General features: G+C 57.1%; 22 protein-coding genes and 1 pseudogene. 15 read left to right on the top strand and 8 right to left on the bottom strand.

Translation table 11 applies throughout. The features are described from left to right. Position 1: 1 nt before the first annotated feature. Complete coding sequence (gene betB, locus AC2FAJ_RS08150; RefSeq protein WP_485454012.1) at positions 2 to 1,474, top strand: betaine-aldehyde dehydrogenase; 1,473 nt, start codon at positions 2 to 4, stop codon at positions 1,472 to 1,474. A 13-nt stretch (positions 1,475 to 1,487) separates the two neighbouring features. Continuing rightward, on the top strand, positions 1,488 to 3,152 hold the full coding sequence (betA, locus tag AC2FAJ_RS08145; RefSeq protein WP_485454011.1) for a choline dehydrogenase: 1,665 nt from the start codon (positions 1,488 to 1,490) through the stop codon (positions 3,150 to 3,152). An 86-nt stretch (positions 3,153 to 3,238) separates the two neighbouring features. Here the strand turns inward: betA and AC2FAJ_RS08140 are convergent, their stop codons facing one another. Together AC2FAJ_RS08140 and AC2FAJ_RS08135 are read right to left on the bottom strand one after the other, a co-directional pair. Continuing rightward, positions 3,239 to 4,372 (bottom strand): T6SS immunity protein Tli4 family protein, encoded by a 1,134-nt coding sequence (locus AC2FAJ_RS08140; RefSeq protein WP_163333332.1) that lies wholly within the window; start codon positions 4,370 to 4,372, stop codon positions 3,239 to 3,241. Then, complete coding sequence (locus AC2FAJ_RS08135; protein WP_485454010.1) at positions 4,369 to 5,898, bottom strand: esterase/lipase family protein; 1,530 nt, start codon at positions 5,896 to 5,898, stop codon at positions 4,369 to 4,371. Before AC2FAJ_RS08135 ends, AC2FAJ_RS08140 begins: the two co-directional genes overlap by 4 nt. Before the next feature lie 198 nt (positions 5,899 to 6,096). Between AC2FAJ_RS08135 and AC2FAJ_RS08130 the strand changes: the two genes are divergently transcribed. The 5 genes from AC2FAJ_RS08130 to AC2FAJ_RS08110 all read left to right on the top strand — a co-directional run bounded on the left by AC2FAJ_RS08130 (position 6,097) and on the right by AC2FAJ_RS08110 (position 10,644). Next, a complete protein-coding gene (locus tag AC2FAJ_RS08130; protein ID WP_024906966.1) occupies positions 6,097 to 6,660 on the top strand; it encodes a fasciclin domain-containing protein in 564 nt (187 codons plus the stop codon). Positions 6,661 to 6,703: 43 nt separating this feature from the next. Next, entirely contained in the window at positions 6,704 to 7,258 is a 555-nt protein-coding gene (locus AC2FAJ_RS08125; protein WP_047362697.1) for an RNA polymerase sigma factor, read from the top strand. Then, positions 7,255 to 7,902 (top strand): anti-sigma factor, encoded by a 648-nt coding sequence (locus tag AC2FAJ_RS08120; protein ID WP_041910972.1) that lies wholly within the window; start codon positions 7,255 to 7,257, stop codon positions 7,900 to 7,902. Before AC2FAJ_RS08125 ends, AC2FAJ_RS08120 begins: the two co-directional genes overlap by 4 nt. Before the next feature lie 273 nt (positions 7,903 to 8,175). Next, positions 8,176 to 8,916: an SDR family oxidoreductase gene (locus AC2FAJ_RS08115; protein ID WP_024906963.1), complete on the top strand. Its 741-nt coding sequence runs from the start codon at positions 8,176 to 8,178 to the stop codon at positions 8,914 to 8,916. Positions 8,917 to 8,949: 33 nt separating this feature from the next. Beyond that, a complete protein-coding gene (locus AC2FAJ_RS08110; protein ID WP_485454009.1) occupies positions 8,950 to 10,644 on the top strand; it encodes a thiamine pyrophosphate-binding protein in 1,695 nt (564 codons plus the stop codon). A gap of 33 nt (positions 10,645 to 10,677) precedes the next feature. Here AC2FAJ_RS08110 and AC2FAJ_RS08105 read toward each other — a convergent pair whose 3' ends face one another. Continuing rightward, the gene (locus AC2FAJ_RS08105; protein ID WP_045631515.1) at positions 10,678 to 11,376 is read right to left on the bottom strand and encodes a GNAT family N-acetyltransferase; all 699 of its coding nucleotides are present in this window, start codon (positions 11,374 to 11,376) and stop codon (positions 10,678 to 10,680) included. Positions 11,377 to 11,577: 201 nt separating this feature from the next. Between AC2FAJ_RS08105 and AC2FAJ_RS08100 the strand changes: the two genes are divergently transcribed. From AC2FAJ_RS08100 to AC2FAJ_RS08080, 5 genes are all read left to right on the top strand, one after another. Further along, on the top strand, positions 11,578 to 13,146 hold the full coding sequence (locus AC2FAJ_RS08100; protein ID WP_485454008.1) for an ABC transporter substrate-binding protein: 1,569 nt from the start codon (positions 11,578 to 11,580) through the stop codon (positions 13,144 to 13,146). Between the two features lie 98 nt (positions 13,147 to 13,244). After that, complete coding sequence (locus AC2FAJ_RS08095; RefSeq protein ID WP_232927357.1) at positions 13,245 to 14,258, top strand: ABC transporter permease; 1,014 nt, start codon at positions 13,245 to 13,247, stop codon at positions 14,256 to 14,258. Beyond that, complete coding sequence (locus tag AC2FAJ_RS08090) at positions 14,258 to 15,091, top strand: ABC transporter permease (RefSeq protein ID WP_248113247.1); 834 nt, start codon at positions 14,258 to 14,260, stop codon at positions 15,089 to 15,091. Before AC2FAJ_RS08095 ends, AC2FAJ_RS08090 begins: the two co-directional genes overlap by 1 nt. After that, entirely contained in the window at positions 15,084 to 15,920 is an 837-nt protein-coding gene (locus AC2FAJ_RS08085) for an ABC transporter ATP-binding protein (protein ID WP_485454007.1), read from the top strand. The genes AC2FAJ_RS08090 and AC2FAJ_RS08085 overlap by 8 nt, the downstream gene beginning before the upstream one ends. After that, positions 15,907 to 16,611 carry an ABC transporter ATP-binding protein gene (locus AC2FAJ_RS08080; RefSeq protein ID WP_485454006.1) on the top strand — a complete coding sequence of 235 codons (705 nt, stop codon included), beginning with the start codon at positions 15,907 to 15,909 and terminating at the stop codon, positions 16,609 to 16,611. Before AC2FAJ_RS08085 ends, AC2FAJ_RS08080 begins: the two co-directional genes overlap by 14 nt. 107 nt (positions 16,612 to 16,718) lie before the next feature. On the opposite strand, the gene AC2FAJ_RS08075 is transcribed toward AC2FAJ_RS08080, so the two are convergent. From AC2FAJ_RS08075 to budA, 4 genes are all read right to left on the bottom strand, one after another. Next, positions 16,719 to 17,192 carry a cold-shock protein gene (locus tag AC2FAJ_RS08075; RefSeq protein ID WP_252008911.1) on the bottom strand — a complete coding sequence of 158 codons (474 nt, stop codon included), beginning with the start codon at positions 17,190 to 17,192 and terminating at the stop codon, positions 16,719 to 16,721. 130 nt (positions 17,193 to 17,322) lie between these two features. Then, positions 17,323 to 18,093, bottom strand: coding sequence for a (S)-acetoin forming diacetyl reductase (locus tag AC2FAJ_RS08070; protein ID WP_319880867.1), 771 nt, complete (start codon positions 18,091 to 18,093; stop codon positions 17,323 to 17,325). 20 nt (positions 18,094 to 18,113) lie between these two features. Continuing rightward, the gene (alsS, locus tag AC2FAJ_RS08065; protein ID WP_485454005.1) at positions 18,114 to 19,835 is read right to left on the bottom strand and encodes an acetolactate synthase AlsS; all 1,722 of its coding nucleotides are present in this window, start codon (positions 19,833 to 19,835) and stop codon (positions 18,114 to 18,116) included. Next, entirely contained in the window at positions 19,807 to 20,586 is a 780-nt protein-coding gene (budA, locus tag AC2FAJ_RS08060) for an acetolactate decarboxylase (protein ID WP_120266900.1), read from the bottom strand. The genes alsS and budA overlap by 29 nt, the downstream gene beginning before the upstream one ends. A gap of 105 nt (positions 20,587 to 20,691) precedes the next feature. Here budA and AC2FAJ_RS08055 point away from each other — a divergent pair, with 105 nt between their 5' ends. The 3 genes from AC2FAJ_RS08055 (at position 20,692) to AC2FAJ_RS08045 (ending at position 23,464) form a co-directional block, all read left to right on the top strand. Beyond that, complete coding sequence (locus AC2FAJ_RS08055) at positions 20,692 to 21,573, top strand: LysR family transcriptional regulator (protein ID WP_485454004.1); 882 nt, start codon at positions 20,692 to 20,694, stop codon at positions 21,571 to 21,573. Between the two features lie 230 nt (positions 21,574 to 21,803). Beyond that, the gene (locus AC2FAJ_RS08050) at positions 21,804 to 22,259 is read left to right on the top strand and encodes a hypothetical protein (RefSeq protein WP_485454003.1); all 456 of its coding nucleotides are present in this window, start codon (positions 21,804 to 21,806) and stop codon (positions 22,257 to 22,259) included. 302 nt (positions 22,260 to 22,561) lie between these two features. Next, positions 22,562 to 23,464, top strand: a complete 903-nt coding sequence (locus tag AC2FAJ_RS08045; RefSeq protein ID WP_248113236.1) for a DUF4238 domain-containing protein — start codon at positions 22,562 to 22,564, stop codon at positions 23,462 to 23,464. Positions 23,465 to 23,554: 90 nt separating this feature from the next. On the opposite strand, the pseudogene AC2FAJ_RS08040 reads toward AC2FAJ_RS08045, so the two are convergent. Beyond that, positions 23,555 to 24,157, bottom strand: a pseudogene (locus AC2FAJ_RS08040) (tyrosine-type recombinase/integrase). Positions 24,158 to 24,198: the final 41 nt, after the last annotated feature.

The raw sequence follows: 24,198 nt of genomic DNA, 5'->3' as shown, positions 1-24,198 counted from the left end.
TATGTCCCGAATGGCAGAACAGCAGCTTTATATCAATGGTGGTTATACATCGGCCACCAGCGGTCGCACCTTCGAGACCATCAACCCGGCCAACGGTGAAGTCCTGGCGAGCGTGCAGGCCGCCGGGCGCGAAGACGTCAATCGCGCCGTGGAAAGCGCAACGCGCGGGCAAAAAATCTGGGCGGCGATGACCGCCATGGAGCGCTCGCGCATCCTGCGTCGTGCCGTCGACATCCTGCGCGAGCGCAACGACGAGCTCGCGAAGCTTGAAACCCTCGACACCGGTAAAGCGTATTCCGAAACCTCAACCGTCGACATCGTCACCGGCGCGGACGTGCTGGAGTACTACGCGGGGCTGATCCCGGCGCTGGAAGGCAGCCAGATCCCGCTGCGCGATACCTCGTTCGTCTACACCCGCCGCGAGCCGCTGGGGGTTGTGGCGGGTATCGGCGCGTGGAACTACCCGATCCAGATAGCCCTGTGGAAATCGGCCCCGGCGCTGGCGGCGGGCAACGCGATGATCTTCAAGCCGAGCGAAGTCACGCCGCTTACCGCCCTGAAGCTTGCGGAGATCTACACCGAAGCGGGCGTTCCGGACGGCGTGTTTAACGTCCTGCCGGGCGTAGGCGCGGAGACCGGCCAGTACCTGACCGAGCACCCGGGCATCGCGAAAGTCTCCTTTACCGGCGGCGTCGCCAGCGGCAAAAAAGTGATGGCCAACTCGGCGGCCTCGTCCCTGAAAGAGGTGACGATGGAGCTGGGCGGCAAATCTCCGCTAATTATTTTCGACGATGCGGATCTCGATCTCGCGGCGGACATCGCGATGATGGCGAACTTCTTCAGCTCCGGCCAGGTGTGCACCAACGGCACCCGCGTGTTCGTACCCGCGAAATTTAAAGCCGCATTTGAGCAGAAAATCGTTGAGCGCGTGGGCCGCATCCGCGCGGGCGATCTGTTCGATGAACGCACCAACTTTGGCCCGATGGTCAGCTTCCCGCACCGCGACAGCGTGGTGCGCTACATCGCCAAAGGCAAAGAGGAAGGCGCGCGCGTCCTGTGCGGCGGCGACGTGCTGAAGGGCGACGGGTTTGATAACGGCGCGTGGGTGGCTCCGACCGTGTTCACCGACTGCACCGACGAGATGACCATCGTGCGCGAGGAGATCTTCGGCCCGGTGATGTCCATTCTCACCTATAACACCGACGAGGAAGCTATTCGCCGCGCCAATGATACCGACTACGGCCTGGCGGCGGGCATCGTCACCGCCGATCTGAACCGCGCCCACGGCGCTATTCATCAGCTCGAAGCGGGCATCTGCTGGATCAACACCTGGGGTGAATCCGCTGCGGAGATGCCGGTTGGCGGCTACAAGCACTCAGGCATTGGCCGCGAGAACGGCGTGATGACGCTGCAGAGCTACACCCAGGTGAAGTCCATCCAGGTTGAGATGGGTAAATTCCAGTCCATATTTTAACCGGGAGGTTTATTTGCAATTTGACTACATCATTATCGGGGCCGGCTCTGCCGGCAACGTACTGGCTACACGACTGACTGAAGATCCGAACACCACCGTCCTGCTGCTTGAGGCGGGCGGGCCGGACTACCGTTTTGATTTCCGCACCCAGATGCCTGCCGCGCTGGCCTTCCCGCTGCAGGGCAAGCGCTACAACTGGGCGTACGAAACCGAGCCAGAACCCTTCATGAACAACCGCCGCATGGAGTGCGGACGCGGCAAAGGGCTGGGCGGCTCGTCATTGATCAACGGCATGTGCTACATCCGCGGTAACGCGATGGACCTCGACCACTGGGCGAAAGAGCCTGGCCTGGAGCACTGGAGCTACCTCAACTGCCTGCCCTACTACCGCAAGGCAGAGACCCGCGACGTGGGGCCGAACGACTACCACGGCGGCGACGGTCCGGTGAGCGTCACCACCTCTAAGCCGGGCGTAAACCCGCTGTTTGAAGCAATGGTGGAAGCAGGCGTGCAGGCGGGCTATCCGCGCACCGACGATCTCAACGGCTACCAGCAGGAAGGCTTCGGCCCGATGGACCGCACGGTTACGCCGCAGGGCCGACGCGCCAGCACCGCGCGCGGCTATCTGGACCAGGCAAAACCGCGTCCGAACCTGACCATCCGCACCCACGCCATGACCGATCGCATCCTCTTTGAGGGCAAGCGCGCGGTGGGCGTCGAGTGGCTGGAGGGCGAAAGCACTATTCCGTCAAAAGCGACGGCGAATAAAGAAGTCCTCCTGTGCGCAGGCGCCATTGCGTCACCGCAGATCCTCCAGCGTTCCGGCGTAGGCAACGCTGAGCTGCTGAAGCAGTTCGATATCCCGCTGGTGCATGATTTACCCGGCGTGGGGGAAAACTTGCAGGATCATCTGGAGATGTACCTCCAGTATGAATGTAAGGAGCCGGTTTCCCTCTACCCCGCCCTGCAGTGGTGGAACCAGCCGAAGATTGGCGCGGAGTGGCTGTTTGGCGGCACCGGCGTGGGTGCGAGCAACCACTTCGAAGCAGGCGGATTTATCCGCAGCCGCGAGGAGTTCGAATGGCCGAACATTCAGTACCACTTCCTGCCGGTAGCGATTAACTACAACGGCTCAAACGCGGTGAAGGAACACGGCTTCCAGTGCCACGTCGGCTCCATGCGCTCCCCGAGCCGTGGACACGTGCGCATTCAGTCGCGCGATCCGCACCAGCATCCGGCGATCCTGTTCAACTATATGTCCCACGAGCAGGACTGGCAGGAGTTTCGCGACGCGATCCGCATCACCCGCGAGATCATGCACCAGCCGGCGCTGGACAAATACCGCGGTCGTGAAATCAGCCCGGGCGTCGAATGCCAGACCGACGAACAGCTGGACGAGTTCGTGCGCAACCACGCGGAAACGGCGTTCCACCCGTGCGGCACCTGCAAGATGGGTTACGACGAGATGGCGGTGGTCGACGGCGAAGGCCGCGTTCACGGGCTGGAAGGGCTGCGCGTGGTGGATGCGTCGATTATGCCGCGGATCATCACCGGCAACCTGAACGCCACCACCATTATGATCGGCGAGAAGATTGCCGACGCCATTCGTGGACGCGAGCCGCTGGCGAAGAGCACGGCCGCGTATTATGTGGCGAACGGGGCACCGGTCAGGCGCTGAGTTGCCTGACTACGTTTCAACAATGGTTAGGAACTCAGTTTCATAGATTAAATTCCCCGGACGTCGCCACCGGGGATTTGTACCAGTCAGAACGCATTGTCCCTGAGACGAAAAGAACGGGTAATGCGATCCCAAATCGCCACAAGCTCAGCGTCGCTATAGGCTGATGGGGGAGCAGTGTCGCTGCCTTCGGGTGGGATTTCGTTGCTTAACGTCAGATCAAGACTGGGATGCATGAAGTCTGCATTTGTCTCATTCGCTACGGCGGTAAACATGAGCTGCGCTGAGGAATTATCGGATGAACTTTTTGGTGGGGCCTTAATCAGCCATTCACTGGCCGCGAAACCGGCAATCTGCGTTTCACCCTTACGTAATGTGCGTCCATTAATGCTGTTGATATAAGACTGAATTTCCCCGGTTCGCTCCAGCATGGTGGTGCTTTCTTTCAGAGCATTATTGCTCCAGACGATAAAAGAAAATGCCGAACTGTGCGGATAAATAAAAGTGATGTCTTCCTTTGGTTTTCCGTTCCCGTCACGGATAAACCCTTCTGAAATACAGGTGCCCGGGTGTGTCGGGATTTCATCATCTTTTCGCCCGCTCAGACGGGACATTAAGTCCTGTAGCTCTGCTAGTTTCTGAGGTTTGTTATTGGCCATCCACTCTGGTCTTCCCACCTCTTTCCGTAGCCAGAATGCACGCTCTTTGGCAAAGCGCGGATCAGAGTAATCGGTAATCTCCTGAGTGAGGACAAACGCCACCCCATCAACATACAGATGCCCTTCCAGAATGCGACTAGAACCCGCCACACTCTCATTTTGATTACGGTCAAATATCACCGCGTTGTCATTTATCCGGTGCACCTGCTTTAAAAAAGGCTGATCCACTTTCCTCACTGTATGCCCGTTCAGCAACTCCAGCTCTCGCAGCCGGATACGCTGTGCAAAAGCCGGAAGGTAAATCCGCTTGCTGCTGATGCTGATCTCATTGATTTTGGCATCTTCAGTCCGGGTGTTTTCAAAAGAGGCCGGAACCTCAAACACATAGCGTCCCACGCACTGAGTTTTGGTGGAGGCAAACAGGTTGTCAACCATACGGATTTCCTTATCGGTTAATGCTGGTGGTGTGTGCACAAACGTCACGTAGTTATGAATATAGAATCCTGCCGCTAACAGCAGAAGCGTTATCGTGACAATTACAGGAGACTTGTCTTCTTTCATGGAGCTGGCACCTGTTGCGTGATTTTTACCACCGAGCGGACCGTGAACATCAGGGCATCGGACAGGTCGCAGTAAACCGAACGGGAGCTGTCCACGGGATTTACGGCGTAGGCCCCTTCATGGGCAACATCAGTCGCCAGCACGGCATGGATATGGGGGGACGAAGTACGGACGGATTTGACCGGCACGGTGCCATCACCGGGACTGCCGGAAGAAATCAGTTCGTGGGTTCTCAATGGCGACAGCTCAAGAAAATCGCCAGCGTGACTTCGAACTCTTTGGGCCTCCCGCATGCTCAGGGGGGCACGCTCTTTCCACGTCAGGAACGCATCAGACTTATTGTCTGCACTCGCCCCATAAAACAGCCAAGTATGTGGGTGATATTTGCCATTTAACTCCTCAATAAAAATTTGGACTTGATCATTTATCCTCTTCTCATATTTGTCCCATTCAACCGCATTATCATCCAGCAGCAAATCCTTCTCACACAGCCGCCACCAGTCCTTTTTGTTCAGGTATATTTCCGTGTATGGATCGCTTTTTGGTAGAGACTGTTGCGTACCACCGCTCTCGATTTTCAGCCAGCCAGGACCGTAAGCCTTGCCCGGCAGCAACTGTAACGGACCGGGAGACTGGGCCAGAACAGGCATCAGCTTCTCGGCACTGTCCCCGATAATTATCCCGGTAATTCCCCGTTCGCCGGTTTTCATACGTCGATAAGCCGCTGGCGAGCCAAGGTCCGGCATCACCCCGTGGACAATCCCCAGAATATTGCCCTGACCGTTCATGTTTTCTGAATAATGCCGGGCAACCAGGCCTCCCATCGAATGGGTAACCAGAATGACTTTATCCACCGCGAGACGACCGCGATATAACCCCAGAATCTTGCTGATATATTGGCCAAGCAACGCCGCCGAATCAGCATTCGACTGTAGCCAGTTATAGCCAAAAACGTGAAGCGGGTATAAAAAGTGGTGGCCGTGCGCAGTTTCTTCTTCCGTCAGCACTTGCTCTGCAGGTTCGTCACCGATCCTTACACCGGTAAAACGCTGCCGCGCCGTTTGTAATTGCGCTTCACGGAAATAATTATCTAACAGGATATCGTCGTCACTGAGTAGGTACTGCAACCGGTCAAGCGCCTCGCCGTAGCTCATATAAAACGCACTTCCCCACCCCCGTGCACGGCGGGACGGGAATTTTTTGCCATCTGCCCCTTCATTGAAGATATTCCCGCTGTCATCAACGGATGTGGTTTTTGGGTCCAGAAGCTGTTTTCTTTTCTCCGGGCCTGCTAACGGCCATTTTTTAAGCGATTCGACGCTGAACTGCCAGACTTTGTTGTCTTTATTTTTTAAATTTGACCCCATGACTCCAGGAATAAAAATAACCGGAATGATTTTATGCGGCGGCATAAGGCAAACCGCCACGTAATTATTTTCTTTTGGCTGGGAGATCAATTCATAATGAAACCGTCCATTGTCGTCCCAGATGGGCCGATGATAAGCACGATTTTCAGAGTCATCCATGAGTTTAAGTTCCTGATATTGGAGATCCAGAAGGGCATTAGCGCATAAAACCCGCGAACAGAACTTAACCAAAATCAACTTTCAAATTCACTTCCCCCCCTTCCAAAAATATTTTCATCCTCCTGCATCCAGTTTCCACCCGCCCCTCGTATATCAGTCTGAGAGCAACCCCTTTGCTCCCCAATCCGAGGAAAGATGATGAAAAAGCTAACCCGTGTTGCATTCGTAACCAGCGCTTTACTCTTCTGTGCAGGCGCATCAGCCGCCATGACGTCAGGCTCCGTGATGGTGGGCGGAGCGGAAATGTTCCCGAGCAAAAATATTGTTGAAAACGCCATAAACTCGAAAGATCACACCACGCTGGTAGCCGCCGTCAAAGCGGCAGGACTGGTGGACACGCTTCAGAGCAAAGGGCCGTTCACCGTGTTTGCGCCGACCAATGCAGCGTTTGCGAAATTGCCTGCCGGCACGGTCGAGAACCTGGTCAAACCCGAAAACAAAGCCACGCTCACCAGCATCCTGACCTATCACGTGGTCGCCGGTAATTACGATATGAAAGCGCTGGAGCAGAAAATTAAACAGGGCGGCGGCCACGCGGAGCTGAAGACCGTTAACGGTCAGCCGCTGTGGATCATGAGCAACGGCCCGCACAATATTCAGCTTAAGGACGGTAAAGGCAATGTGGCGAACATTAGCACCTATGATGTTCATCAAAAAAACGGTGTGATCGATGTGATTGATACCGTCCTGATGCCTAAGTAGTTGTCTATACTTCGGAAGTGTGACGTTGCCTTCCGGGAAAAACATGGATAACGCGCTGGCTGAACAGCAAATGAAATTAATGCAGGCGGTCGCAAACGGCGATCGCCGTGCATTTGAACAACTTTATCGACTCACGTCGCCACACCTGTTTGCCGTCGCGCTGCGCATGCTGCGTGACCGCGCGTGGGCAGAAGAGATCCTTCACGACTGTTTTATCACCGTCTGGAGTAAAGCCGAAACCTACAACGCTACACTGAGCTCCCCGATGACCTGGCTTACGCACATTGTGCGCAACCGCTGTATTGACTGGCTGCGCAGCGGGCAAACCCGCGCTGCCGACCGCGAGACGGCGTATAACGACGCGATTCTGCCTTGCGAGAACGATGAGCAGAATAACTGGCACGACGATGTGCAGGCAGAACGGCTCAGGCAGTGTCTCGAACATTTGAGCAGCGAACAGCGCCAGAGCATTACGCTCGCCTACTATCAGGGAATGTCTCACAGCGACATTGCCGACTGGCTCCAGCAGCCTGTAGGCTCGGTGAAAAGCTGGATACGTCGGGCAATGGATCATCTTCGGGAGTGCGTGGGGCTATGAATGACGCAGAAAAACGCGACGACATGCTGGCAGCAGAGTATGCCCTCGGCACGCTGCGGGGAGGAGCACGGCTTCAGTTCCAGAAAAGGGTCCTCCGTGAACCGGCTCTGGCCGCCCGCGTGGCGTACTGGCAGGACATGTTCAGCACGCTGGATAGTCATCTTGTGCCCGTCCCTCCACCCGAGACGGTGTGGAAAAGAATCGCCCTCGACCTGCCGCCCAAAAAGCCTTTACGCAAAAGTCGGCCTTATGTCGGCTGGATGGTTGCGGCCTCCCTCGCCGCCCTGTCGGTCGTTGCCTGGTATGCCACCCGTACACCGGAACTCGTTCCGCTGATGGTCCTCAACGATGCCCAACAGCACGGGGAATGGGTCGTCAGCGCGGATGCCAGCCGCCAGCACCTGAGCATTGCCCCTCTTCGGCCGACGGCCGTCGCGGCGCAACACAGCCTCCAGCTTTGGCTGATCCCTGGCGGGCAGGCGCCAGTCTCCATGGGGCTGCTGCATAACGACATACCGACACGCGTCACCCTCAGGAACACAACGCTCCCTCCTGACGCCACGATAGCCATAAGCCTTGAACCAGAGGGCGGATCGCCCACTGGACTCCCCACAGGCCCGGTGCTTTACAGTGGCAAATTGTAATCCTCAGGCCCTGTTCGCAGGGCCGCTATCGTGACCCCATTTCATTTATATACTATTCTCGGTTACCTATAAGAATTAAATATTAGGTCTGCAATTAATTTTATTATTAAAAAACGACATTGACAGACTCTTCCGTACTCCATTAAGTTTTAAACGAACATCATTTTATTCCCGATACACAATATATCCAAAACCGCGTTAATGAATTTGTCATTATTCATTAACGCTTCTCTGCCTTTTATTTTTTGCATCACTCAATAGCGAGATAAGATCATGAATAATAGTGCAAACAAGGTTGTTGTCATTACCGGTGCCAGCAGCGGTATTGGTCAGGCCATAGCCCTTCATTTAGCGAATAACGCGTTTTCTCTTGTGCTGGTGGCGCGCCGTCTGGACAGAATTAATGCCCTGGTGGATCAGATTATTCAGCAAGGCGGCAAGGCGATTGCCGTGAAGGCCGATGTGACCCGTCAGGAGGAGGTCCAGCGTGCGATTGACGCTGCCGTTGCCGCATACCAGCGCGTGGATGTGCTGATCAATAACGCGGGCTTTATGGCTATCGCCCCTCTCAGCGAGCTAAAAACCGACGAATGGGACAAGATGATTGATACCAATCTGAAAGGGGTACTGTACGGCATCGCTGCCGCTTTCCCGGTGTTCCAGCGTCAGGGCAGCGGGCATTTTATTAACGTTGCCTCCGTCGCGGGAATCAAGGTGCTGGCGCCTGGCGGCGTGGTGTACAGCGCCACGAAATTCGCCGTCCGCGCGCTGAGTGAAGGCTTACGTCAGGAGGCGGGTAAAACCCTCCGCACGACGCTTATTTCGCCCGGCGCCGTCGAGAGCGAGCTGCAATTCGGTAGCTCTGACGAAGAGAGCAAAAAATTTCTCCATGAGTTTTATAAGCAGGCTATTCCGGCTGACGCAATTGCCCGCGCGGTTTTATTTGCTATTGAACAGCCTGGCGACGTTGATATTAATGAAATTGTTGTTCGTCCAACGCAGGAAGAATTTTAGCCTGGGTTAAATAATACTGAATGAGGTGTCAGTATGATTAAATCATTAACGTCCTTATCAGATCTCAATATGCGAACGGGTGCCGATATTCTCCTTGAAGTGCTGGAGAGTGAAGGCGTGGAATATATTTTTGGCAACCCCGGCACCACCGAGCTTCCTCTGATTGATGCCCTGCTTCGCCATGAAAATATTCACTATATTCTGGCGCTTCAGGAGAGCACCGTGGTGGCGATTGCCGACGGCTACGCGAAAGCCTCCGGCAAAACGGGCTTTATCAATTTGCATACCGCGAGCGGCCTGGGGCACGGCATGGGGAATCTGATTAATTCGCGGATCATGAAAACCCCGCTGGTGGTCACCGTTGGACAGCAGGATACGCGACACTACGTCCGCGACCCGCTGCTGTATGACGATATTGTGTCCATCGGCTCTCCGGTCATGAAGTGGGCGCAGGAGGTTACCAGCGCCGACCAGCTCCCGGTGCTGGTGCGCCGCGCGTTTCACGCTGCCAGCTATCCTCCGGCCGGTCCGGTGCTGCTCTCCCTGCCGATGAACGTGATGGAAGAGCTGAGCGATGCCGGGATACAGACGGCGTCGAGAGTGAACTACCACACCGTGGCGGGCTCGCTGGACGAGCTGGCGGAGGCGCTCAGCGAGATCGCGCCGGGCAGGATCATGATTGTGGCGGGCGATGAGGTGCACTCCAGCGGCTCGACGCAGGAGATTGTCGAGCTGGCGGAAGCGCTCAGCGCCCACGTCTACGGCTCCTCCTGGCCGCTGAATTTGCCTTTTCCCACTCAGCACGCGCTCTGGCGGGGCAATATGCCCACCACCGCCAGCGAAATCGCCAGCGTCATCAATGCCTACGATGCCGTATTTATCATCGGCGGCAGAAGCCTGATCACCATTTTGTACAGCGAGGGGGAGGCTATTCCGGCGACCTGCGCGGTGTATCAGCTCTCGGCGGATATGCACGAGCTTGGCCGCACCTATGCCACTCGCCTTTCGGTGATGGGGGATATCAAGCTCTCCCTGCACGAACTGTTGCCGAAGCTTGATCAGCGCCTGATCGCCAGCAGGCTGGTCCACAAGCGGCTGCTGGTTACGGCCCGCGACGAACGAGAGAAGGAGTGGCAGCAGCTGGAAGAACGTCTCGCCGCCGAGCGGCTACGCCCGGCCCTTTCGCCGATGGTCGCAGCCTGGGAAGTCATCCGATCCATTCCGGCGGGTACCACCATCGTTGATGAGGCGATAGCGACCGCCAGGCATGTCCGCCGGTTCATCTCTGACCAGCAGCACCAGCGCTACTACTTTATGCGCGGCGGCGGACTGGGCTGGGGGATGCCCGCAGCAGTAGGTCACTCGCTGGGGCTGGGCCGCGAGCCGGTAGTGTGTTTAGTTGGAGACGGAGCCTCCCTCTACTCGCCGCAGGCGCTCTGGACGGCGGCACACGAAAATCTGCCGGTCACCTTTATCGTCATGAATAACAGGGAGTACAACATCCTGAAAAATTTTATGAAGAGCCAGGCTGACTACAGCTCAACGCGGCTGGGGCGTTTTATCGGGATGGACCTGGTGAACCCGCATATCGATTTTCAGTCGCTGGCCACCGCCATGGGCGTCCACTGCTGCCGGGTGACCGAGGCTGCGGATATCGCCGAAGCGGTAAGGCGCGGCCTGCAGTCAGGAAAAACCAACCTGATTGAAATCGCGATTTCCGCGGATTAACCGCGCGTTTACGCTGTACCCTACATAAAAAACTTATAACCGAAACGCCTCAAGCCGCTTTATCTGCCGCCCTTCCTCGTCAAAATTCTCTGCCGCCAGCCAGGCGCGCAGCTCCGCGTCTCTTTGCGGCCATTCGCCGTCAATAATTGAAAGCATATCGCTGTCGCGGTTGCGCCCTTTGCGCACCAGCTTCTGGCGCAGGCGTCCTTCCCAGACAAACCCCAGCCGCTCCGCCGCCCTGCGCGACGCCACGTTCATGGAATCGCACTTCCACTCGAGGCGCCGATAGCCGTGCTTAAACGCATTTTTCAGCAGCAGCCACACCGTTTCGGTGCCGATGCGGGAACCTTTCATTTTGCGCGACCAGGTGACGTGACCAATTTCCACCGAGCCCAACAGCCGCTCGTTAGCCATATAGCTCACCAGCCCCACCGCCCGTTCGTTGCGTAAGTCAATGACGGCAAACGGCACCAGCTCATCGTCCATGACCTTCGCCATGATCCAGTGCGCGGTGGCTTCCACGCTCGTGGGCTGCGTGCTGGCAAGCCACGTCCAGTCGCTGTCGTCACCCAGCGCGTAGGCCTCAAAGAGATCGGCCGCGTGGCGATCGGCGTCCAGCGGCTCCAGGCGACAATACTGGCCGAACAGCGGCGTGCGGGTTAACGCGCGCGCGCCTTTCCAGTCGGGAACGATATCGTTAACGGTTTGACCATGTTGATTGATTTCGGGCACGGCGGTGATTCCCTGAAAGGTAAGGCATTTGTTATAGCAGGTTAAAAAGCAGGCGAAAAGCCGCGTGTTTTAATAGCCCGAGCGCATGCGATATTCCCGGAAGGCATAACTAAAGCTGAATTTCGACTTTGTGGAATGGCACAGTCGCCCTAACGTAGCGGAGCATAAAACAATCACAATATATTCTTCTCAGGGATCGCTATGACGAAAAAACTGTTGCCGTTACTGGTGTTGGCTGCGCTCTCAGGTGCCGCCCACGCCGCTACGCCGCCCAACACGCTGGTGGTGGCCCAGGGGCTTGATGACATCGTGAGCCTCGACCCGGCCGAAGCCAACGAGCTCTCCAGCATCCAGACCGTGCCGAGCCTGTACCAGCGTCTGGTGCAGCCGGACCGCGATAACCCGGAAAAAATCACGCCGGTTCTGGCAGAAAGCTGGGACGCGGACGCGGCAGCAAAAACCCTGACCATCGAGCTTAAACCCGATGCGAAATTCGCCTCCGGCAACCCGCTGCGCCCGGAAGACGTGATCTTCTCTTATACCCGCGCCGTGACGCTGAACAAATCCCCGGCCTTTATCCTCAACGTGCTGGGCTGGGACGCGAGCAACATCGCCAGCCAGCTGAAAAAGGTGGACGATCATACCCTCCAGCTTCACTGGACGGCGGACGTCAGCCCGTCGGTGGCGTTGAATATTCTCTCCACGCCGATTGCCTCTATCGTCGATGAAAAAGAGGTCGCCGCGAACGTCAAGGATAATGACTTCGGTAACGCCTGGCTGAAAATGCACTCGGCGGGCAGCGGCGCGTTCAAAATGCGCGTCTACCAGCCGCATCAGGCCATCGTGCTGGAAGCTAACGACGCCGCGCCCGGCGGCGCGCCGAAGCTCAAAAGCATCATCATTAAAAACGTTCCCGACCCCGCTTCACGCCGCCTGCTGATCCAGCAGGGGGATGCGGACGTGGCGCGCGATCTGGGCGCAGACCAGATTAGCGCCCTGGACGGCAAGCCGGGCGTGAAGGTGCTGAGCATTCCGTCCGCCGAGCAGAATTACCTGGTGTTTAACACCGGCAACAGCGCCAATCCGCTGCTGAATAACCCGGCGTTCTGGGAAGCGTCGCGCTGGCTGGTCGACTATGACGGCATCACGAAGAACCTGCTGAAAGGCCAGTATTTTGTTCACCAGAGCTTCCTGCCGGTCGGCCTGCCGGGCGCGCTGGAAGATAATCCGTTTAAATTTGACCCAGCAAAAGCGAAAGCCATTCTCGCCAAAGCGGGCATTAAGGACGCGCACTTCACGCTGGACGTGGAGAACAAGCCGCCGTTTATCACCATCGCCCAGTCGATGCAGGCGAGCTTTGCGCAGGGTGGCGTGAAGGTGGATCTGCTGCCTGCCGCCGGGAGCCAGGTCTATGCCCGCGTGCGCGCGAAGCAGCATCAGGCGGCGATTCGTCTGTGGATCCCGGACTACTTCGACGCGCACTCCAACGCCAGCGCCTTCGCGTGGAACGACGGGAAGTCCAGCACCGTAGCCGGTCTGAACGGCTGGAAAATCCCGGAGCTGAACAAGGCCACGCTGGCGGCGGTTGCCGAACCGGATGCGGCGAAACGTCTGGATCTGTACAAGAAGATGCAGGAACAGCTGCAGCAGAGCTCGCCGTACGTGTTCGTCGATCAGGGCAAAACCCAGATCGTGGTGCGCGATAACGTGAAGGGGTATCAGCAGGGGCTGAACGCGGATATGGTCTGGTACGATCGCGTCACGAAGTAGCCCTTGTTGCCGGGTGGCGCTGCGCTTACCCGGCCTGTGTTCTCGGTTTTTGTAGGCCGGGTAAGGCGAAGCCGCCACCCGGCGTGAAGAGATTTCCCATGCCACATCTTTCCACCCGCGTGCTTCAGGGCCTGCTGACCCTGCTGCTCACGCTCTTCGGGCTACTGCTCGTCACGTTTGCGCTCTCGGCGTTTTCACCGGTCGATCGCGTGCTGCAGATCGTCGGCGATCACGCCAGCCAGTCCACCTACGATCAGGTTCGCCACCAGCTCGGGCTGGATCGACCGCTGCCCGTGCAGTTCTGGCACTATCTGCTGAGCCTCGCCCACGGTGATTTAGGCACCGCCAGCGCCACGGGACAGCCGGTGCTGCAGGATCTGCTGCACGCCTTCCCCGCCACGCTGGAGCTGGCGACCCTGGCGTTAATCATCGGGTCCGTGCTCGGCATGACGGCCGGGGTGCTGTGCGCCCGCTACGCCGGTTCGCCGCTCGATTTAGCGATCAGAACGCTTACCCTACTCGGCAACTCGGTGCCGATTTTCTGGCTTGGCCTGCTGATGCTGGCCCTGTTCTACGCGAAGCTGCAGTGGAGCGCGGGCCCCGGCAGGCTGGATGACATCTGGCAGTTCACCGTCGAGCCGCGCACCGGCTTTGCGCTGATAGATACCTGGCTTTCCGGCGATCGCGAGGCATTCCGCAACGCCATCAGCCACCTGGTGCTGCCGGTGGTGCTGCTGGCCTATTACTCGCTGGCGAGCATAACCCGCCTGACCCGCTCCGCCTGCCTCAGCGAAATGAACAAGGAGTACATCCTGCTTGCCCGCGCCAAGGGTGCCGGGGAGATGGCCATTCTGCTGCGCCACGTGCTGCCGAACATTCGCAGCACCCTGCTGACGGTGATCGCCCTGGCCTATACCAGCATGCTGGAAGGTGCGGTATTAACAGAGACCGTGTTCTCGTGGCCGGGCATCGGACGCTATCTCACCACCGCCCTGTTCGCCGGAGACACGACGGCGGTCATGGGCGGCACGCTGCTGATTGGCGTCTGCTTTGTCCTGATCAATAACCTTACCGACCTGCTTGTGCGGGCGACCGATCCCAGGATGCGCTGATGCCGTTTTATCTCTTCTTACGCCGCCTGCGCCGCTCCCCTGCCGCCGTTTGCGGGCTGATTGCCCTGGCGCTGCTGGTGTTTATTGCCCTGTTCGCGCCCTGGCTAGCACCGGTTGATCCGAACTGGCAGGACGCCGTCGCGCGCCTGCAGGCACCGAACGGCCAGCACTGGCTGGGCACCGACAGCTACGGGCGCGATCTGCTCTCGCGCCTGATTTACGGCACCCGTCCGGCGCTCGGGCTGGTGGCGTTAGTCACCGTTATCACCCTGCCCGCCGGGCTGCTGGTGGGGATTTTGTCCGGCTACTACGGCGGCTGGCTGGAGCGAGTCCTGATGCGCTTTACCGACGTGGTGATGTCGATGCCGCGCCTGATCCTCGCCTTCGCGTTTGTGGCGATGCTCGGCCCGGGGCTGGTAAACGGCGCGCTGGCGCTGGCCTTAACCACCTGGCCTGCCTACGCGCGGCAGGCGCGGAGCGAGATCCAGCGTCTGCGCCACAGCGATTATCTGGCCGCCGCCGAGATGATGGGGATCCGCGGCCTGCGCCTGCTGGTCGGCCATATTCTTCCCCTGTGCCTGCCCTCCGCGATTGTGCGGCTGGCGCTGGATCTGGCGGGGATTATTCTGGCCGCAGCCGGTCTCGGCTTCCTCGGCCTTGGCGCGCGTCCGCCCATGGCCGAATGGGGCGCGATGATTGCGGACGGCATGCAGGTCATTTTCGACCAGTGGTGGATTGCCGCCATTCCGGGCGGAGCCATCCTGTTTGCCAGCCTGGCGTTTAACCTGTTAGGCGATGGCCTGCGCGACGTACTGGAGCCACAGCATGACTGAACACCGCGTCATCGTCGATGCGCTGAATATCGACTATCCCGCCGCACGCGTGGTCAACAACCTGAGCTTTACGCTTGGCAACGAGCGGCTGGCGCTGGTGGGGGAATCCGGCTCGGGCAAGTCGATGTCCGCCCGCGCCCTGATGGGGCTGGTGCGTAAGCCCGGCATCGTGAGCGCGAACCGGCTGAACGTGCTCGGCAACGACCTGCTGACCCTGAGCACCCGCCGCTGGCAGGCGCTGCGCGGCAACGGGATTGCGATGGTCCTGCAGGACCCGCGCTACGCGCTGAATCCGGCGAAAAACGTCGCCGCTCAGCTTGATGAGGCGCTCACGCTGCATCAGCGCCTGCCGCGCCCGGAGCGTGCGGCGCGCATTCACGACATCCTCCGCGCCGTCGGGCTGGGCGAGAACGTGCTGTCACGCTACCCCGGCGAACTTTCCGGGGGCATGGGCCAGCGGGTGATGATTGCGATGGCGCTGATCAACAACCCGCAGGTGCTGATTGCCGACGAACCGACCTCCGCGCTGGACGCCCGCCTGCGCAACCAGATCCTCGAGCTGCTGGTGCAGCAGTGCGAAGAACGCCAGATGGCGATGCTGTTAATCAGCCACGATCTGCCGCTGGTGGCGGAGCACTGCGACCGCGTGCTGGTGATGTATCAGGGTGAAAAGGTCGATGAGATGGCGGCGAACCAGCTCCCGCAGGCGACGCATCCGTACACGCGAACCCTGTGGACCTGTCGTCCAGACGCCCATACTTATGGACAGATGCTGCCGACGCTCGATCGTTCACAGCCGTGGAAGGAGGCCAACGATGGCGCTCGTTGAGGTTAACCAGGTGCAGGTCACCTTCGGGGAAAAAACGGCGGTCTCTGCAGCCAGCTTTAGCATTGAGAGAGGCGAGACGTTCAGCCTGATTGGTGAATCCGGCTGCGGCAAATCGACCCTTCTTCGCGTGCTGGCTGGGCTGCAGCGCGACTGGCGTGGCAGTATTGCACTGCTGGGAGAAACGTTAACGCCAGGGCGACGTTTTGAAGGCGGGCTTCGCCGCAACGTGCAGATGGTGTTTCAGGATCCGTGGGCGTCGCTGCACCCGAACCACACGATTTCTCGCACGCTGTCGGAGCCGTTAAGCATCCACGGCGAGACGCAGATCGCGGAAAAGGTGGCCAATGCGCTGCACGAGGTGGGGCTTTCCGCCGACGCGGGCAGGCGCTACCCGCACCAGCTTTCCGGCGGCCAGCGTCAGCGCGTTGCGATTGCCCGCGCGCTGCTGCTGCGCCCGCAGCTACTGCTGCTGGACGAGCCGACCTCGGCGCTGGATATGTCGGTGCAGGCGGAAATCCTGAACCTGCTTAATCGCCTGAAGGCCGAGCATGAGATGACCTATCTGCTGGTGAGCCACGACGCGGACGTGATTGCCCATATGTCCGACCGGGCGGCATTGATGGCGCACGGGAAGATCCAGAAGCTGTTTAACCGTGAGGCGATGTTACGGGGCGAGCACAGGATGGGTTAAGTGTGTGCGGCGGTGCCCGGTGGCGCTGCGCTTACCGGGCCTACGTTTCGTGCCGCGTTGATGGTTTTTCGTAGGCCGGGTAAGGCGTGCCGCCACCCGGCAAACAATTACTTCAGCAGCTTCACCGTGGCATCGATGTCGATCTCATCTTCGGTGAAGATCAGCGTCGTATTCTGGAAGGTGGTGATCGCCAGCTTCTTCACCGTGCGCATTTCGCCCGGCTTTTTATCAGATTTCGGCTTGATGCTGTTCATCAGCAGCCCCACCGACAGCACCGCATTTTCTTTGTCGATTTTGGTATCCGCGGGCTCTTCTTCGCTGAACACAACGAAGGATTTGATCGAGGTGAGCTTCACGCGCTCGCCTGCGATATAGAGATGTTTGCTTTCGGGGATGACCTTCACCGCGTAGGCGGAAAGGCCTTTGTTGTTGGTGGTTGGCTCGAAGGTCACCGCGGCATCTTTCTTAATCAGATCGGGGTTGGCGACCTTAATCACATGAAAATAGCGGTTGTCGCCGTTTTCATCTTTGATAAATCCAAAGCCTTTATCTTTAAACCACGTTGTGATTGTACCGTTCATCGCTGTTACCGCCTGTCAGATCGTAATGACTAAAGTTTTGCAGCGCGCAGTGTAATGCACAATGACGGAGGAGACAAAAAAAGCCCCTGCACGGGGGCAGGGGAAAACTCATGTCAGAGCTTATTAGAATTTAGTTGAACACCATCCCACCATCGATGAGCAGAGACTGGCCGGTCATATAGTCAGAGTCTGGACCGGCAAGATATGAAACGCAGGCGGCAACATCTTCCGGCTCGGACAAACGGCCAAGCGTAATGCGTTTGGCAAAGGTTTCAGTTCCGTAGCCGAGCGGTTTACCCGCCGCCTCGGAGACCTGACGGTCGATCTCCGCCCACATCGGCGTTTTGACGATGCCCGGGCAGTAGGCGTTAACGGTGATCCCCAGCGGCGCGAGATCCCGCGCGGCGGTCTGGGTTAAGCCGCGCACTGCGAACTTGCTGGAACTGTAGACCGCCAGCTCCGGGTTGCCGGTGTGGCCCGCCTGAGAGCAGGCGTTGATGATCTTGCCGCCGTGTCCCTCTTTGCGGAAGGCGTCAATCGCGGCCTGGATCCCCCAGATGACCCCTTTCACGTTGATGTTGTAGACCTTGTCGACAATCTCCGGCGTGATGGATTCGATAGGGGTAGACGGCGCAACCCCGGCGTTGTTAACGATCACGTTGAAGCCGCCCAGCGCGGTGCGGGCTTTCTCCACCGCCGCGAACACCTGGTCACGGTTGGATACGTCCACCTTCACGGCGACGGCCTTGCCGCCGTTGCGGGTGATTTCATCGGCGACCGCTTTCGCCGTCTCCTCGTTGTAATCCGCGATGGCGACGGCAAAGCCATCTTTCACCAGGCGAAGCGCAATCGCTTTACCAATCCCCTGGCCTGAGCCGGTTACGAGAGCCACTTTTTGCATTTCTCTGTCCTTATGTTGATTCACAAAATCTGGCTGAGATGGAGCTGGCCCATCAGCAGCGGGTTATCGCTGTAGTCGACGGGAATGGCCACCACTGCCGGGCCATCGACATCCATTGCGGCACGCAGCGTCGGTTCGAGCGCGTCGGCACTCTCGACGGCAAAACCTTTTGCGCCGAACGCGTCGGCATAGGCTTTGAAATCGACCGGGCCGAACTCGACGCCGGAAAGACGCTGGTATTTTTTCTCTTCCTGAATGGCAACCATGTTGTAGGCGTTATCCACCCAGATGATGTGCAGCACGTTGGCGTTGAGGCGTACGGCGGTTTCCAGCTCCATGCTCGACTGCAAAAAGCCGCCGTCCCCGGAGACCGACACCACTTTGCGGCCCGGGTTGACCAGCCACGCGCCAATCGCCCACGGCAGCGCCACGCCCATGGTCTGCTGACCGTTGGAGATCATCACCTGACGCGCGCGGAAGCTGTAGAGGTAGCGGGCGATCCAGATGTGGAAGCTGCCCATATCGACGGTAAGCGTCACGTCGTTATTCACGATGTCCTGCATGGCGCGCACGATGCGCAGCGGATGCAGGGCAAACTGGTTAAGCGATGCGCCGCGGCGGTCGAGGAGGTCCCGCTGATGCTGGCGATCGACCAGAATTTCGGAGGCCCGCTGGCTTAGCTCAAGCTTGTGGTCGATACGGTTAGCGAGCAGGTTCAGCGTTTCGGCGATGTCCCCCACCAGCTCCAGATCCGGCACGTAGTTACGCTCTTCATAGGCGGGCAGCACATCAATGTGCACCAGCGTGGCGTCGCCGCTGTTCCACATGGACGGCTCGTATTCCACCGGGCTGTAGCCGATGCAGATAATCAGATCCGCCAGATGGAGCAGCCGGTCACCCGCCTGGTTATTGAACAGGCCGACGCGCCCGGCGAAGCGGGTGAAGTGTTCCTGGTTCACCGCCCCGGCGGCCTGATAGGTGCTGGTGACCGGGATACGGCTTTTCTCCAGCAGCTTGCGCAGCGCGTCGCTGTTGGCCGGCTGGCTCGCCATCAGCCCCAGCAGGATGACCGGGTTTTTGGCCTTTTCGATAAGCTTCGCCACGTCTTTAATGGCGGATTCCGGTGCCGGCCCCATCAGCGCGGGACCGCTGGCAGGCAAAATGGCGCCCGTCGCGGGCTGGTCGACAATATCCTGCGGCAGGCTGACGAACGCGCCCCCCGGCCTGCCGTGCTCGGCGGCGCGAAACGCGTTGGACACCACCTCGGCAATCGCGTCCGGCGCACTCACCTCCACGGCGTATTTGGTGACCGGGCTGAACATGGCGACGGTGTCCATGCTCTGGTGCACCAGTTTGGCTTTATCCGCCCGCTTCACCGCCCCGCCCAGCGCCACCACCGGGTCGCCTTCGCTGTTGGCGGTGGCGATGCCGGTGATCAGGTTCGAGCAGCCGGGCCCTGAGGTCACCAGCGCCACCCCGGCCTTGCCAGTCAAGCGCCCTACCGCTGCCGCCATAAACGCCGCGTTGGCCTCGTGGCGTACCGGAATGATCTTGATGGAGGAGTCCAGCAGGGAGTCAAAGACCTTGTCGATCTTCGCGCCCGGTATGCCGAATACCTGCTTCACGCCCTGCGCTTCCAGCTGGCCGACAACCAAATCGGCGCCGTGCGCCCACTGACGTGACTGTTTCTCACTGTTCACGGTAGTTCTCCTGTTAGTTTTCGACGGCGCGGATAGCCGCATCAAGGTTGCTGGGGTGCAGGTTGGCCTGTAAGAACGCGCTGTCGGCGGGCAGGTCAATCATCAGCTTGTGGATTTCGCCGAAGGTGAGCACGCCGCTCTCCAGCTGGTAGTCGAGCAGGTGACCCCCGCCCTGACGGTCATCGGTGATGAAATGCTCGTGATAGCCCGCCACGTTGATGCCCTGCATGTGCTGCGGCGTGCGGAACCCAACCAGTACGCCCTCGCGCTGGTTAAAGCGGAACACCGGCTGGTCGTCCAGCACGTCGGTCATCGCCCGGTACGGCGGCGTCTGGCGCGGTACGGTGCGGGTGTGGGCGTGGCGGAACTTACCGTCGATGCGCAGCGCGCAGAACAGGTTATCGGAGGGGATCTGCTGATCGATCACGTCGTGGATCTGCTGACGGCTGACCGGCCCATCGAAGGTTTTGCGGTACTGCGGCTGGAACCAGGTCATTACCGCGAACGGCGTTTTCTGCTCCGGCTTCGCGGCGCGGGCGCTGCCGTCGGCGCGCAGCTGGTACACCTGGCTGCTGAAGGCAATCATTTCGCCGTCCAGCTCGTTGAAGGTGCCCAGACCAAAATCACCGTGTGCCAGCAGATCGGCGATGGTGGTCTCTCCTTCATACACGCCGCTTAGCAGGGCGCTCATTAGCGATGTCTGATAGATCACGCTGTCAGGATGCTGAGCAGAGAACCCGCGCAGGGTCTCGCACAGGCTGGCTTCACAGTCGCAGGCAGATGAATGCTCCATCATGCTCGTCCTCTTCAACTTTATTTAGAAAGGTTAAATAAATGTTGACCCGATTCAGCAGAGAGTTCCAATATAGAAACCATGCTGGTTTGAGACGTTTTAGATATGGAACTTCGTTATCTGCGGTATTTTGTCGCGGTTGCACGCGAGCGACACTTCACCAGGGCGGCCGAAGCGCTGGGTATTTCACAGCCTCCTCTGAGTCAGCAGATCAAACGGCTCGAAGAGGAAGTGGGCACGCCGCTGTTCAGGCGCCTGACGCGGGGCGTGGAGCTGACCGAGGCGGGAGAAGCGTTCTATGAGGATGCCTGCAAGATCCTGGCGCTGAGCGACGCCGCGCTGGAGAAAGCCCGCGGCATTGCGCGCGGGCTGAACGGCAATCTGTCGATTGGCATCACCAGCTCCGACGCTTTTCATCCTCAGATTTTCGCGCTAATCCGTCAGTTTCAGGTGCAGAACATGGCGGTGCAGGTTCACCAGGTGGAAGCGAATATGTCGTCGCTGACGACGATGCTGGCGGACGGTGAGCTGGATATCGCCTTCGTGCGCCTGCCGTGCGAAAGCAGCAAGATGTTTGAAATCAAAATTCTCGACCGCGAGCCGATGGTGGTGGCACTGCATCGCGATCATCCGCTGGCGGCGTGCGATTCGCTGGCGTTAGAACAACTGCGGGATACGCCGGTGGTGCTGTTCCCGCAGGAGGTCGCGCCGGGCCTGTATGACCGGGTTTACGGCTGCTGCGAGCGGGCCGGAATTGACGTGCAGCGCGCGCTGCAGTCGTCGCAGCTTTCATCCTCCCTGAGCATGGTTTCCGCGGGCGGCGGATTCGCGCTGGTACCGAAATCCATGGCGGCCATTTCACCGCCGAATGTGACCTATCACGCGCTGAGCTCACCGGAGCTCTACACCGATATCGCGCTCTGCTGGCGGCGCTTTGAACGTTCGCGGACGGTGAAGCGGTTTCTGGCGATGATGAGCGAGGGGTAGCGGCCAGTTTGGTTGGTGGTTTTTGTAGGCCGGGGAAGGCGTAGCCGCTACCCGGCAATGCCCTTCTGGAAGCCGCCTCGCAAACCTGCAAGCAATCTTATGTAATTCAGGGTTATCCCCTTTCCTTCCTTTTTTCACCGCCGTAAAGTGCCTGCGTTGCGGCACATCCGTAACCGGGCGTAGGAACCCGTTAGCATAACATGACATTTTTTGGACAAAGAGGATGCTAAATGGCGACTACCCCTGGATTTTCGTACGTACGCGCTGAAGAAAGCGCTGTTCATCACCTTCTCCACTTGCAACTTCCCGGTTCTGCGGATCTCTTTCAACTGGCTGACGCCTGCACTGCGTACGTTAGCGTGCTGGTGGAAACTGACGACGCGGTGACGTTTACCACTCTCTGTAAGCGATTGCTGGCTGCGCTGAAGCGGCTGCGGGAATCCTGTGACTCAGAGCTTCCGTCGTATCTGGTTGAACAACTGATTGCGGGGGAAAAGATAGTTTCCTGCGCGCCGGACTGCTGGCAGGAGACGACACTGCAGGTGGACTATGCCGTGGCGTTAACGCTAGCGGTTATGGGCGGGACACTGCCTGCGGGCGTGGCGAAAGAACTCGTTGGGCTACTGCATGATATGGTCTGGCTGTTAGCGGAGTTTGTGAAGGAGCCGTATATTACTGCGCACTGAGGCGGGTGATGGGAGGCCGGGGTTCTGCTGGATAAAAAGCAGGATTTCGGCCTTACGCAAAATGCAATGTTGTTTGTTGAATGTCTGTTAAGAGCGAGAAGCGGACGGTAGAGAAAAGATTATCACCAGAGTGAATGCTGGGTAATGTAATCCCTCGAACAATTCAGCTTAGGGCAGAGAGTATCGTTATAAACAACGAAGTTGCTCAGTAAGTTTCATCACACTAATTTCTTTGTTTTGTTTGTCGTTAGCATTTAGAATACCCATGCAAGTCATTTATTTTAAATAAAAATGGGGTGATAATGAAATATGAAAAAAGTCTTAAAACTGAAAGGCACCATTGGTGGCCACAAACAATCTCTAAATACTGGGGGAACTCAAGAGGTTTCATTAATAGAGTGAATCCAAATGGGGAAAGCACCGAAGTAAAACCGAAATCCTTAGCTGTAATAAAAAATGGTCATATAATTAAACTCAACGATAACCCAGAAAAAAGGTCGAGTTTTGATCAAAATTTCGAATGTTTTTTTGATAAAGCAGATAGTAATTCAAACACAATAATAAAGTTATTGTCAGAAATTCGATATGACCACTTTCAAGGTAATAGTGAAAGCTCTACCAGATCTAATATCTGTTCGTCAGACGAACATGAATTACTCATAGAAATAATTGTTTCTCTTGCAGTAAGAAGCCCAATGTATAGGGATAGGTGTATAGCTATTGCTGAAAAACTTAGGGGGGAGATACCGGCGCTAGAGAAGGATAGATTGATCGCTATCAACATGAGAGATGCTCTTAAAAATATTACAAATCATATAAAAAACGAAGCAATAATTTATCTACTTATAAGTAAAGAAAAAGAGTTTATCTTTGGTGATGGATTTTATCATGACATTCCAGCAGTTACTATACCAAGTAGATCACCAACATTAATATGCCCACTTACACCTCACATATGTGTCATTATTGATGCAAAAGAAAGAAAAAAAGATAACTCGTTAATTTCAGTAGCAATAAATGAGGAAGAAGTGACCATCTGTAACGACATCGTTCAGATATATTCAAAAAATGAAATATTTTATAGGGAGGATAAGCCAATATTATCTGAGCACTTTAAAGATAATATAAGAAAAGAATATCACCCTTATGACAACCCACTATTAAAGTTACTTGAAAAAATCAAGGCGCAAAATCATACAAGTTAGTGAAATAAAGGCGTTCGTAAGCTGCATAAAGTACAACTAGTCGGCAATGGCAGCTCCTGGCACAGGGCTGCGGTTGCAGCCCTGACAACTTTAGCCTTTAATCGATTCAGAGATCTCTAACGCATCATCTAATTCAATGCCCAGATAACGGACCATGCTTTCCAGTTTCTTATGGCCAACAGAAGTTGGATCACCCGAAGATTCTTGGTTTTCTTGTAGACCAGGTAATGTTTTGTTCTTCTCATGGAATGTGTGCTGTAAAGTGAAACTTCGAGACCAAGCTTTTCTACCCACCCATGAAAGATTCGGTTGTATTGTCGGGTTGATATTTGCTGATTAGTTCCGACCCTAGACCGGAACAAGAAGTCTTTACTGTGCAAATTGCTAAGCTTTATCAATGCAGCAACAGCTTCTCTTGTTCCTTTGGTTATCTCAAATTGCACAGGGCTACCGATTTTCTGTTGCAACACCGTTGCTCTGCTTGAAACCAAGCATACCATATGCCACATCAGATACTTTGAGTTTGACTAGCTCACAGCCTCGAAGCTTACTGTCCAGGGCCATATTGAACAGAGCTAAATCGCGCGTTTTACCTTCCAGTTCAAGCAGGATTCGGATCCCCCAGATATGAGATATCGGAAGTGGTCTTTTTTGGCCGATGATACAGTCTTTTTTCCACGGTGACGTGTTCATACTCAAATCTCCTGCAATGAGTGAGATTTGAGTATAATTGT

The organism is Enterobacter cloacae complex sp. 385G4 (assembly GCF_057320665.1).
The sequence above is the reverse complement of the archived record's forward strand: the minus strand, read 5'-3'. Positions and strand labels throughout refer to the sequence as shown.

Excerpts from the sequence above, each read along its gene's own strand:
- AC2FAJ_RS08080 (WP_485454006.1), top strand. The coding sequence starts at position 15,907 with ATGGCGCTCGTTGAGGTTAACCAGGTGCAGGTCACCTTCGGGGAAAAA.
- AC2FAJ_RS08140 (WP_163333332.1), bottom strand. The coding sequence starts at position 4,372 with ATGAAAGAAGACAAGTCTCCTGTAATTGTCACGATAACGCTTCTGCTG.
- AC2FAJ_RS08100 (WP_485454008.1), top strand. The coding sequence starts at position 11,578 with ATGACGAAAAAACTGTTGCCGTTACTGGTGTTGGCTGCGCTCTCAGGT.
- AC2FAJ_RS08110 (WP_485454009.1), top strand. The coding sequence starts at position 8,950 with ATGATTAAATCATTAACGTCCTTATCAGATCTCAATATGCGAACGGGT.
- AC2FAJ_RS08050 (WP_485454003.1), top strand. The coding sequence starts at position 21,804 with ATGGCGACTACCCCTGGATTTTCGTACGTACGCGCTGAAGAAAGCGCT.
- AC2FAJ_RS08075 (WP_252008911.1), bottom strand. The coding sequence starts at position 17,192 with ATGAACGGTACAATCACAACGTGGTTTAAAGATAAAGGCTTTGGATTT.
- alsS (WP_485454005.1), bottom strand. The coding sequence starts at position 19,835 with ATGCGGCTATCCGCGCCGTCGAAAACTAACAGGAGAACTACCGTGAAC.
- AC2FAJ_RS08070 (WP_319880867.1), bottom strand. The coding sequence starts at position 18,093 with ATGCAAAAAGTGGCTCTCGTAACCGGCTCAGGCCAGGGGATTGGTAAA.
- AC2FAJ_RS08130 (WP_024906966.1), top strand. The coding sequence starts at position 6,097 with ATGAAAAAGCTAACCCGTGTTGCATTCGTAACCAGCGCTTTACTCTTC.
- AC2FAJ_RS08090 (WP_248113247.1), top strand. The coding sequence starts at position 14,258 with ATGCCGTTTTATCTCTTCTTACGCCGCCTGCGCCGCTCCCCTGCCGCC.
- AC2FAJ_RS08085 (WP_485454007.1), top strand. The coding sequence starts at position 15,084 with ATGACTGAACACCGCGTCATCGTCGATGCGCTGAATATCGACTATCCC.
- budA (WP_120266900.1), bottom strand. The coding sequence starts at position 20,586 with ATGGAGCATTCATCTGCCTGCGACTGTGAAGCCAGCCTGTGCGAGACC.
- AC2FAJ_RS08125 (WP_047362697.1), top strand. The coding sequence starts at position 6,704 with ATGGATAACGCGCTGGCTGAACAGCAAATGAAATTAATGCAGGCGGTC.
- AC2FAJ_RS08045 (WP_248113236.1), top strand. The coding sequence starts at position 22,562 with ATGAAATATGAAAAAAGTCTTAAAACTGAAAGGCACCATTGGTGGCCA.
- AC2FAJ_RS08095 (WP_232927357.1), top strand. The coding sequence starts at position 13,245 with ATGCCACATCTTTCCACCCGCGTGCTTCAGGGCCTGCTGACCCTGCTG.
- AC2FAJ_RS08135 (WP_485454010.1), bottom strand. The coding sequence starts at position 5,898 with ATGGATGACTCTGAAAATCGTGCTTATCATCGGCCCATCTGGGACGAC.
- AC2FAJ_RS08055 (WP_485454004.1), top strand. The coding sequence starts at position 20,692 with ATGGAACTTCGTTATCTGCGGTATTTTGTCGCGGTTGCACGCGAGCGA.
- betB (WP_485454012.1), top strand. The coding sequence starts at position 2 with ATGTCCCGAATGGCAGAACAGCAGCTTTATATCAATGGTGGTTATACA.
- AC2FAJ_RS08120 (WP_041910972.1), top strand. The coding sequence starts at position 7,255 with ATGAATGACGCAGAAAAACGCGACGACATGCTGGCAGCAGAGTATGCC.
- AC2FAJ_RS08115 (WP_024906963.1), top strand. The coding sequence starts at position 8,176 with ATGAATAATAGTGCAAACAAGGTTGTTGTCATTACCGGTGCCAGCAGC.